12 protein-coding genes are annotated in these 9,669 nt (G+C 57.2%); 9 read left to right on the forward strand and 3 right to left on the reverse strand.

Features of this window, described 5'->3' with window-relative positions:
• Nucleotides 1-114 precede the first annotated feature (114 nt).
• Nucleotides 115-966, forward strand: coding sequence for a putative phage abortive infection protein (locus tag AGR2A_RS07450; protein WP_080822563.1), 852 nt, complete (start codon nt 115-117; stop codon nt 964-966).
• Between the two features lie 171 nt (nt 967-1,137).
• Nucleotides 1,138-1,488 carry a hypothetical protein gene (locus tag AGR2A_RS07455; protein ID WP_080822566.1) on the forward strand — a complete coding sequence of 117 codons (351 nt, stop codon included), beginning with the start codon at nt 1,138-1,140 and terminating at the stop codon, nt 1,486-1,488.
• Between the two features lie 123 nt (nt 1,489-1,611).
• Here AGR2A_RS07455 and AGR2A_RS07460 read toward each other — a convergent pair whose 3' ends face one another.
• From AGR2A_RS07460 to AGR2A_RS07470, 3 genes are all read right to left on the reverse strand, one after another.
• The gene (locus AGR2A_RS07460; protein WP_080822568.1) at nt 1,612-1,890 is read right to left on the reverse strand and encodes a hypothetical protein; all 279 of its coding nucleotides are present in this window, start codon (nt 1,888-1,890) and stop codon (nt 1,612-1,614) included.
• Between the two features lie 72 nt (nt 1,891-1,962).
• Nucleotides 1,963-2,763 (reverse strand): hypothetical protein, encoded by an 801-nt coding sequence (locus AGR2A_RS07465; protein ID WP_080822571.1) that lies wholly within the window; start codon nt 2,761-2,763, stop codon nt 1,963-1,965.
• A gap of 23 nt (nt 2,764-2,786) precedes the next feature.
• Entirely contained in the window at nt 2,787-3,413 is a 627-nt protein-coding gene (locus tag AGR2A_RS07470) for a hypothetical protein (protein WP_080822574.1), read from the reverse strand.
• An 81-nt stretch (nt 3,414-3,494) separates the two neighbouring features.
• Here AGR2A_RS07470 and AGR2A_RS07475 point away from each other — a divergent pair, with 81 nt between their 5' ends.
• The 7 genes from AGR2A_RS07475 to AGR2A_RS07505 are packed head-to-tail and all read left to right on the forward strand — an operon-like array spanning nt 3,495 to nt 9,611.
• A complete protein-coding gene (locus AGR2A_RS07475) occupies nt 3,495-3,920 on the forward strand; it encodes a hypothetical protein (protein WP_139786345.1) in 426 nt (141 codons plus the stop codon).
• 9 nt (nt 3,921-3,929) lie between these two features.
• Nucleotides 3,930-5,144 carry a hypothetical protein gene (locus AGR2A_RS07480; protein ID WP_080822579.1) on the forward strand — a complete coding sequence of 405 codons (1,215 nt, stop codon included), beginning with the start codon at nt 3,930-3,932 and terminating at the stop codon, nt 5,142-5,144.
• Nucleotides 5,134-6,471 (forward strand): phage portal protein, encoded by a 1,338-nt coding sequence (locus AGR2A_RS07485; protein WP_080822581.1) that lies wholly within the window; start codon nt 5,134-5,136, stop codon nt 6,469-6,471. The genes AGR2A_RS07480 and AGR2A_RS07485 overlap by 11 nt, the downstream gene beginning before the upstream one ends.
• A gap of 55 nt (nt 6,472-6,526) precedes the next feature.
• The gene (locus AGR2A_RS07490; RefSeq protein WP_139786346.1) at nt 6,527-7,249 is read left to right on the forward strand and encodes a hypothetical protein; all 723 of its coding nucleotides are present in this window, start codon (nt 6,527-6,529) and stop codon (nt 7,247-7,249) included.
• Nucleotides 7,250-7,972: an HK97 family phage prohead protease gene (locus AGR2A_RS07495; protein WP_198647575.1), complete on the forward strand. Its 723-nt coding sequence runs from the start codon at nt 7,250-7,252 to the stop codon at nt 7,970-7,972.
• Complete coding sequence (locus tag AGR2A_RS07500; RefSeq protein WP_080822585.1) at nt 7,947-9,173, forward strand: phage major capsid protein; 1,227 nt, start codon at nt 7,947-7,949, stop codon at nt 9,171-9,173. Before AGR2A_RS07495 ends, AGR2A_RS07500 begins: the two co-directional genes overlap by 26 nt.
• Before the next feature lie 36 nt (nt 9,174-9,209).
• Entirely contained in the window at nt 9,210-9,611 is a 402-nt protein-coding gene (locus AGR2A_RS07505; protein WP_080822587.1) for a hypothetical protein, read from the forward strand.
• Nucleotides 9,612-9,669 lie beyond the last annotated feature (58 nt).

Below are 9,669 nucleotides of genomic sequence, written 5' to 3' on the forward strand. Positions count from 1 at the left end.
AGCCTGCCGGATGGTAGGGCGATAAAAGGGCCGCATCGCGATAAGGCATTAATCTGATGCACACGAAGGTTGTGCATGGTGCCGCCTATTACGCTTACTCAGGGGTAGATAATAGTGCAAATCATCATTGCTTACATAGCCTTGGCGTCAGTCGCCATTGGCGCCGTTGCGGCCGTCGTTTTTGCGTTTAAGCGTGTAGGCGAGGCAATGTTTTATCCGACGGATAAAAATTACCGTCCATTCCTTCTATTCTTTTTTGTATTTGCGGGGTGTCTGGTCATTGTTATGCTTTGCGTCACAGCAGCGATCACTTTAGCAGGCAGGGAGCCCGGTCAGTTTGGTGATTTCTTTGGTGGCGTAACGAACCCGATTCTGAGCTTCCTTACTATTGCTGGTCTTCTCATCACCATCGTCATGCAGCAGGACGCGACCAGGGAGGCGCGGGACCAGGCTGCTCGCCAAATGTTTGACGCGTCCTTCTTTCAGATGGTGACCCTGCTTAATTCAATGGTGAACGAATTTGAGATCGTTGATGAAGATCATAAGCGGGTCGCGAAAGGCAAAGACTGTTTCCGCGACATGCACATCATACTTCGCAACAATTACGGCCCGTCGATGGTTTCGGGCGAGTTCGAGAAGGTCGGCCGTGCCTACGCAACAGTGTACGGAGTCTTCTCGCACATCCTTCCGCATTATTTTCGGGTCGTGTTCAACATCGTTAAGTCGATTGATGCGAGCACACTGACGGATGACGAGAAGAAACATTACGTCCGGCTTTTGAGGGCGCAGCTTTCTAACTACGAGACCGGCATCATCTTTTACAACAGCCTTATGGAAGAGGGGCGGGCGTTCAAACCCTTGATACGGAAATACGACCTCATGGATAACTTTCCGACCAAGCTGTACCTCAGACCAGATCACCTCAAGCTTCTGGGCCATAAACCATACGTCACCGTTGAATACTGACCCGCTCAGGACATGCCCAGCGAATCTGCATGAATCCTGGTTCCACACCTAGGGCTCCATGAAGGAGTCTTATTTGATTCAGGAGTTACTATGTAGGATCTCGAAGGATGCGATGGCTTGTGCCCCAATGGGAATTAGGCTGCAGTGGAATCGAGCTGATTGGGCAAAGATATGAAGCAAATTGTTGCGTTGGGGTTCGTCGCCATTGCGCTGGCGGGATGTGAAACCAGCGGGGAGGCGCGGCCAAAGGTCAGCGTCAACTCCCTGCCGGAGTACGCAGAGCATCAAAAGTGCCTTGGGCGCCAGAGCGCAATTTATTCTAAGGCTGAAGGCTCGCCGCTTGAGCTGGGAATCATCGCCTCATCTGCCTGCAACTCCACTCGCTACGCGCTCTACGAGGCTATTTCCAAAATAGAAAGCCGGGCGTTTGCGCAAGGCTATTTGAACGAATCCCAGAAGGAGGAGCCAAAGATGATTGCGGGCGTCATCGCCAAGGTAAAGGCAGGCCAAGACCCCTTCTGAAACAGGCAAGGGTTTGCCCATACAATCCTGCCTCACGGCGAGTAGCGGGTGGCAAGCGTCAAGTTACTTTGCGGGGAACCGCTTGCGGGCGAAAGCGACTTGATGCGAGCGCAGGGCAGCGCCCTAGTGATCGAACTCAGGATTCTTGGCGCGGAACGCGGCGCTTTTTTCATCTCGGATCTTTTTAGCGGACACCCGATCCTCCGTAATTGTAACCGAGATGCTGGCGTAGCTGACCTCGTTCACCGCATCCATGATTTCTCCAATCGGGGTGGTGGCGGGAAATGCCCAAGTTTCTCGGGTCTTGTAGGCCATTTGCAGGGGGCTTCCGTCCTGCGGATCTTGCCCATCCTGTTCGACGTTTATGAATTCAGCGGTAACGACATACAGACGTTCGGTCATGCTGGCTCCTGAGCGTGAATCAACCCGTGAACAATATAGGAACCTCAATCGAGATACGAGGGGGCAGCGCGTTTAATCCAGTGTAGAAATGACATCACCTCGCGGTGGTGGAAACAAGGCACTGTAAGCCTGTGCTGCCGTAGCGATGCCCACCATAGCCGTGACAATAAGCATCCATCTTTGAACAGACATTGTTCCGCCGTGTCGCCGCTCGTCTTCGTTGAAGGAATGTAGAGTATTGAGTGCGGTCGCAGCGACCTCCAACCTGCCGCCCTGACCCATCGTCAACTCTCCAGCCTCTACGAACGACGCCAACATCAGTTCATAATATCTGTAAAGCTGCGCCTGTTGTGGGTGGTGGTGCCACCTGTGCCCATAGAATTCAGACATCACGTCGAGTGCCGACCCAAGCGGATTACCGTTCAGGTGACGGTCGAGCATGAGTCGGAGAACCAGTATCCGCCGCGTTTCATCCAACGGCCTCCGGTTAAAGAAGAACCGCGCTGCACGTTCGCGCCAGTACGGAATGTATTCGTACCGGATGGCATGTTTCAGAATAAACTCAATAGCCGAAGTGTACCGGATTTCCAGTTCCCCAAAGTAATGGGTGATCCTGATTTGGTATAGGCGCAGGTCTGAGTTGGGGATCGTTCGCTCTTCGCTTTCTGAGCCGCTTCCTAAGAACCATAAGCCGCCAAAGCCTTGGGGAAGAACTTCGCGCACAAGGAAGCGCTGATTATCTCCCTTCGGGCCGAAATTCACCACAAAATAGTCGCGTTGTCTTACGCGCTCCATGTTGGACAAAGGAATACGATCAGGCGCTGGCTTCAGCATGGCAAACTTAATGGCAAGCCGCTTCAAATAGTTGCTCATAAAAAGTACCTCGGCAGTCAGTTCTATCCCAATTGACCAGAAAGGACGCCTGTGATCAGGCCAAGTAAGAAACCCATGATCTGATTAAGCGTGCGCTCCATGAATGGGTACTTCGTCTTGTCTTTCATCAAACCGTACATGACGAGCGTAACGACATAGACAGTGGCAACGAAGCCAATCAGTCCGAATGCGATCCAGCGCAAGGTCGCGTCTTTGGTAGCACGCTCCGCCGTTGCCTCCGCCTGCGCATAAGCGGTAGACACGAAGGACGGAATAATCTCCGCACGCCGTTCGACATACGGTAGCGACCTCAATACGCTGATGGAGTCTGCGACGTTCAGACGCGATGCTTCCAATAGCTTCAACGCGTCAGGGTTTGACTGGAGCATAGGAGCAAGTTCGCTGAGTGCCTTGTTGGTCGCATCCAGCTTCGTCAGGGTCATTTCCCATTCTTCGTTCGGCAACTGCCAGAACTTCTCAGCTTCGGTTGTCCGGTCGACCAGGTAATTTCCAACCGTGAAGACGGTAAAAGCAAGCGCGAAGGTAGTGAGGGTCGATGGTAGAGTCCTCTGGAGCAGGCGCACTATACGCTGCCATGGGCTTTCCGGTGGCAACGGGAAGATGTAATCGGAATTATTGTCGTCGCTCATGGTGCCCCGCCCGCTGTACTGAATCACTGTAACTTATCAGAAGTTGTTGCCAAGTATCGAGGGGTGCGGCATCGTTATCCTGTGAGTAATGAGACCGCTGCTGCTGAGGAAAACGCCGTTGGGCGTCCTGCGGTCGTTCTCGATGACCTGATCCCCAATTGGCGAGACGTGATGCACGCCATCTACGGTGACGGTGGCTCTGATGCCGAGGTGAAGGTTGCTTTAGCCATCCCTCCTGCTCGTGCCATGAGCAATGATTTGTTTGACGCGCTTCAGAAGCGTGAGCCCCTCTTTTCGGAAGCCGTAAAAGAGGGGAGGCTGCTTGCCGAAGCGTGGTGGGCGGCCGCAGGTCAACGTGGCATCTTCCTCGGTAAGGACTTCAACGCCACCACTTACATCTTCAATAAGAAGAACCGCTTCCATAACTGGAAGGACAAGCAAGAGGTTCAGCACTCTGCCGATAAGGACGCGCCCCCGGTCTTCACGCTGAAAATCGACAACAGCTAGTCCGGCCCCGTGGCCGCATTCACCTACGAACGCCCGAAGCTCTACAAGCTCCAGTCGGAGGCTTTCTTCAACGACTTCCGCTATGCGTGGATTGAGGGCAGCACCAAGTCCGGCAAGACCGTGTCCTGCATGGCGTGGATCGTGGAGCAGGCGGTTTTCATCGGGAAAGAGGGGCGGGAGTTCTGGTGGGTGGCGCCGGTGTCGGCGGTGGCGTCCATCGCCTTCAAGCGCCTCAAGCGCGGCATTCCCCCGTTCTACATCCGCAGCATCATCGCGTCAGAGGGGAAAGAGTGCATCACCCTCATCAACGGGGCGGTCATCCGGTTCAAGTCAGGGGAGAAGACCGACAGCCTGTATGGGGAAGACGTGTGGGCGGCGGTGCTGGACGAAGCCAGTCGTATGCGGGTGGAGGCCTTTCACGCCATCCGATCGACCCTGACCGCCACGCGCGGCCATGTCCGCATCATTGGGAACGTGAAGGGCCGGAAGAACTGGTTTTTCATCGGGTGCCGGAAGGCTGAGGCGAATGAGCCGGGTCACATCTACCGGAAGATCACCGCACTCGATGCCGTCGCTGCCGGTGTTTTCCCTATGGAAGAGCTGGACGATGCCCGGCGCGCGCTGCCGGAGGCGGTGTTCAAGGAGTTGTACCTGTGCGAGGCGTCCGACGACGGCGGCAACCCGTTCGGGCTGAAGTTCATCCATCAGAATATTGCACTGGAATCGAACAAGCCACCGGTGGTGTTCGGAGTAGACTTGGCCAAGTCGGTGGACTGGACCGTGATCATCGGCCTGGACGAAGATGGGCGGGTTTGCTTCATCGCCCGCTTTCAGCTGCCGTGGAAGGAAACCATGGGCCGCATCCGCATGATCTGCGGCAAAGTTCCCACGTTTATCGACAGCACCGGCGTCGGCGATCCCATCGTGGAAGAGCTTCAGCGCGACACGGGCGGGGAGGCCAGCAACTTCCAAGGGTTCAAGTTCAGCTCCGCCAGCAAGCAGATGCTCATGGAGGGGTTATCAGTTGCCATCCAGCAGGGGACCGTGCAGTATCCTGATGGGGTAATTGTCTCCGAGCTGGAAAGCTTCGAGTACGAGTACACCCGGACAGGCGTGAGATACAGCGCACCAGAAGGCAGTCACGACGACTGCGTCATGTCGCTCGCTCTGGCAGTCTATGGCTACAGCCGCCGTCCCGCCCAACCACAAGTGATTGTTCTATAGCGTGAGATTTATTGACCGGCTGTTTGGAAAAGCTGCACCGAACCTCTCTGGCACTTCCATTTTCATCGACGGTCTATTCGGCACGCTCCCACAGGAGCTGAAAGCATATGCCACCGAAGGCTATGCCCAGAACCCCATCGTATTCGCCTGCGCCGCCAAGATTGCGGAGGCCGCCGCCAGCGTGAAGCTGGAGGTTCATACCCTCAGCGAGAAGGGCGAGAAGGATGTCGCGCTGAACGGCCCGCTTTTGAAGCTGCTGGCCAAGCCCAACCCCATGCAGACTTGGGAGGAATTCTCCAAGGCCATGGTGGCTTGGTATCTGGTCGCCGGTGAGGTCTTCATTGTCCGGCTGCCGGAAAAGGGGCCGACGAAGGAGCTGCACATCCTCAACCCCTCCGTCATGGGGGTCGAGAAGTCCACCATGGGCAATGTGCCGAAAGCCTACGTGTACGGGAGCGGGGAGGCGAAGAAGCGCTACCCGGTGAACATCGTGGACGGCACCAGCCAGATCCTCCACATCAAGACCTTCAATCCGAATGACCCATGGCGTGGCCTGTCGCCTCTCAGCCCGGCCGCTCGTGACGTGGACATCCACAATTCGGGGGCCAAGTGGAACAACGCCCTGCTTGAGAACAGCGCGCGGCCGTCCGGTGTGCTAGAGGCCACCGGAACCGTGAACGAAACCACCGTGGACCAGCTGCGGAAGTGGTTTAAACGCTCGTTCCAAGGCGGCGCGAATGCTGGTGAGATCCCGTTGCTGACCGGAGGGGTGAAGTTCACGCCCCTGTCGCTCAACCCGAAGGACATGGATTTCCAGAACAGCATGTCAGCCGCTGCGAAGAACATGGGTCTGGTCTACGGCGTGCCTCTCCCGTTGCTCACCATGGAAGCGGCCACCTTCTCCAATATGGACGCCGCTCAAGAGCGGCTATGGACGGATACCGTCCTGCCGCTGCTGAACGTTATGATCGGCAAGCTGTCGGATTTCCTTACGCCGCTGTTCTATCACGGCAAGGAAAACATCAGCCTTGAGTACAACGCCGATAGCGTTCCAGCGCTTGAGGCAAAACGGGAGCGTATGTTTACCCGAATGAAGAACGCGGTGGGTGGTGGGTTACTCACCCCGAACGAAGCCCGCGCCGAGATGGGATATGATGCCCTCGACGGTGGTGACGTTCTGTATGTGCCTGGCTCCCTCAAACCCATGGGGGCAGAGGAGGGGAAAGATGCCGACGAGCTGGTGAAGGCCATGAAGGCGGCGGGCTTCACTGCTCAAGAGGTGGCCGACTGTCTCGCTCTCGATTTTGGCGGCAAGAAAGCCGCCTGAATTGATCCTCTTTTGTCGCAAGGCTGGTGACCCGCTCGCACGGTGGGACAAGCTCATGCGCGCCGTGGAGGGACCGTTCGCCAAGGCGGTGGAGGCGGAGAAGGATCGGTACATCGCCGAAGCTTCCGCGAACTTCCCCATTACCCGCCAGCTTTCCGACATCGGTTTCGACACCCACGCTGGCAACATGGCCAGCATCGCCGCTCGATATGACGGCATAGCCATCCGGCTCGCGCTGAAAGAGGTGCAGGGGGGCATCAAGTCCTCACGGCCACTCCAACGGAAAGAGGATTGGGAGAAGCTGTGGCTGTTCCTCATTCGGCGCTGGATCACCGAGTTCGGTGCGCAGCGAGCGCGGGAGACGGCGGCCACGACGCGCAGCGACATGCAGCGCATCATCCAGCAGGCTCTCTCAGCGGAGGAAGAATTTAATCCGGTGCAGGTTGCTGCCAGGTTGCTCCGCGTCCAGGCCCTCAGCGCCTACCGTGCCGACACAATTGCCCGCACCGAGATCCACGGCGCCATGATGTTTGCAAGTGAGGAGGGGGCGGCGAAGCTCGGCCGGGATAACGGGCTGGTTTTGCTCAAGGCTTGGCTCCCGGTGCATGACGAACGAACGCGCTCCAACCACGCCGTCATGTCATCGCACCCACCCGTGCCACTTGATGGTGACTTTCGTGTAGGTAGCGCGCTCATGAAGCGTCCCGGCGACCCTCGGGGTGGTGCAGCCAACTGCATCAATTGCCGGTGTGTCCTCACGTATCGGGAAGAAGAATAGATGTTGCCAGAAGTTGAGCGTTGTGTGCGTAATACACCTATGAATAAGCATAAGCATCTCGAACTCGACGCCAAGATCAAGGCCATTGGCGGTGATAACAGCGGTGAGTTTGAGGGCTACGGCTCCGTATTCGGCACCGTGGACAGCTACCGCGATGTTGTCGAACGTGGCGCTTTTACTGAAAGCCTTGAGAAACATGGGATGCCGAAACTACTGCTCCAGCACTCTAGCTGGATGGTCGGCGGCATCTACGTTGAGGTTCGCGAGGACGAGCATGGCCTGTTTGTCAAAGGGCAGCTTAACCTCGAAGTGCAGGCGGCGCGCGAGGCTTATGCGCTCCTGAAGCAGGGCGCCATTTCCGGCCTGTCCATCGGCTACCGCACGCTAGAGGAAGAGGTAGACCGCGAAACCGGCGTAAACCACCTCAAGAAGGTGCGCCTTTACGAGGTGTCCATCGTGACATTCCCGGCGAATGAGGACGCCACAGTTTCCGCCGTTAAGTCGGCCCCCGGAAATATCCGGGACTTTGAAGATTTCCTGCGAGAGGCAGGCAAATACAGCCAGTCGGAGGCGAAATTGATCGCTTCGAAAGGCTTCAATGCATTGCAGAGACACCGTGAGGGTGGGGAAGCCGCATTGGCTCAGGACGCGCTGCAAGGCGCTATAGACCAATTACGAAAGTTTCTTCCTCGTGGACATGGAGAAGATTGCTCAGCTCGGTAATGAGCTGAAGACGGGCTTTGCTGCACTCCAGCAAGCCCAAGAAAAAGCTGCGGCTGACACGGACGCCAAAATCAAGGGTGAGGTCGATAAGGCCGCGAATGCTATCGCGGACCAGATCATCGAGCTGCAAAAGAGCCAAGGCGTCCTTCAGGCCGTTCTTGAGCGCGTAGGCGGTGAGCTAGAAAGCGGGCACAAGGGCGAAGACGCCGAAACCCGTGCCAAGCGCGAAGCCTTCAGCGACTTCCTCCGCAAGCGCGGCGACACCAACCTGATGACCCCCGACATGGTCAAGGCAATGTCTACGGACAACCTCGCCAGCGGTGGTTATCTGGTTCACACGCAGATGCTCGGCATCATCCAGACCCGCGTGTTCGAAACCTCCCCGATGCGTCAGGTTGCCAACGTCGTAAAGACGAACAACAAGAGCGTCGAGATCATCATTGATGATGATGAGGCTGGCGCGACTTGGCTGGGTGAAGGCGATGTCATCACCGAGACCGGTACTCCGAGCCTCGGCCGCCTCGAAATCGTTGCCAAGAAGCTCGCCGCCTATCCGCGCATCACTAACGAAATGCTGGCTGACAGCTCCATCGATGTGGAAGCGTGGCTTGCCGGTAAGCTCTCCGACAAGTTCGGTCGCGCCGAGAACACCGCCTTCATCACCGGCGACGGTGTGAGCCGCCCGCGCGGGATCCTGAATTACCCGAACTGGAGCGTTGCTAGTCAGTATCAGCGCGGCGCCATCGAGCAAATCGCCAACGGCAGCACCACCAAGGTGACGGAAGAGGGTCTTATCGGCCTGATGGGTAGCTTGAAGGAGAAATACCAGGCTCGCGCCTCGTTCATGATGAAGCGCTCGACCTTCGTGGAAATCCTGAAGCTGTCCGGCACCAACGTATTCCGCTTCTTCAACCTTCAGCCGCACACCGGCCCGCAAGGCACCGTCCTTGGGCCGACGCTGACGCTGCTCGAAAAGCCAGTGTATCTGGCCGACGACATGCCGGTCATTGCGACGAACGCTCTGGCTATCGCCTATGGTGACTTCAGCGCAGCGTACACCATCATCGACCGCACTGCCGTGTCCATGATGCGCGACCAGGTGACGGCTCCAGGTACCACGAAGTTCTACTCCGAGAAGCGCACTGGCGGCGAAGTGACCAACTTCGAAGCGATCAAGCTCCTGCGGATGTCCGTCTCCTAAGCCTCCCGCAAACAATAACAGCGAAAGTCTCGAATTATGCAGTTCGATCAAGCTAGCGCAGTGGCCCCCCGTGTTGCTCTCAACACGGCGGCCATCGCGTCCAATGTCACCACTAACGGCATCATCATCGACACCCAAGGGTTCAACGCCTTGACGTTCCTCCTGAACGTCGGCGCCCGTACCGATGGGACGTTTGCTGGATCTATCCAGCACGGTGACACCGCTGATCTGTCCGATGCCGCCACCCCGGCTGCTGACGACCTGATCGCGCCGACTGGCGGCAACTCCATCAACGCCGCCCAGACGATCAAGAAGTTCGGCTACGTCGGCAACAAGCGCTACGTGCGCCTGAACGTCACCAGCACCGGCGTCACCTCTGGCGCGACTGTTGGTGCGACCGCACTGCTCGGCCGCCCGACTGTCGGGCCTGTCGCCTAAGCGGGGTAGGGGCGGGAAACCGCCCCAGCTTTAACAACGAAAGCATCATGCGATGAAC

Source organism: Agrobacterium genomosp. 2 str. CFBP 5494, assembly GCF_900013495.1.
Lineage (GTDB): Bacteria > Pseudomonadota > Alphaproteobacteria > Rhizobiales > Rhizobiaceae > Agrobacterium > Agrobacterium pusense.

Excerpts from the sequence above, each read along its gene's own strand:
- AGR2A_RS07465 (WP_080822571.1), bottom strand. The coding sequence starts at position 2,763 with ATGAGCAACTATTTGAAGCGGCTTGCCATTAAGTTTGCCATGCTGAAG.
- AGR2A_RS07470 (WP_080822574.1), bottom strand. The coding sequence starts at position 3,413 with ATGAGCGACGACAATAATTCCGATTACATCTTCCCGTTGCCACCGGAA.
- AGR2A_RS07500 (WP_080822585.1), top strand. The coding sequence starts at position 7,947 with ATGGAGAAGATTGCTCAGCTCGGTAATGAGCTGAAGACGGGCTTTGCT.
- AGR2A_RS07460 (WP_080822568.1), bottom strand. The coding sequence starts at position 1,890 with ATGACCGAACGTCTGTATGTCGTTACCGCTGAATTCATAAACGTCGAA.
- AGR2A_RS07490 (WP_139786346.1), top strand. The coding sequence starts at position 6,527 with ATGCGCGCCGTGGAGGGACCGTTCGCCAAGGCGGTGGAGGCGGAGAAG.
- AGR2A_RS07495 (WP_198647575.1), top strand. The coding sequence starts at position 7,250 with ATGTTGCCAGAAGTTGAGCGTTGTGTGCGTAATACACCTATGAATAAG.
- AGR2A_RS07505 (WP_080822587.1), top strand. The coding sequence starts at position 9,210 with ATGCAGTTCGATCAAGCTAGCGCAGTGGCCCCCCGTGTTGCTCTCAAC.
- AGR2A_RS07455 (WP_080822566.1), top strand. The coding sequence starts at position 1,138 with ATGAAGCAAATTGTTGCGTTGGGGTTCGTCGCCATTGCGCTGGCGGGA.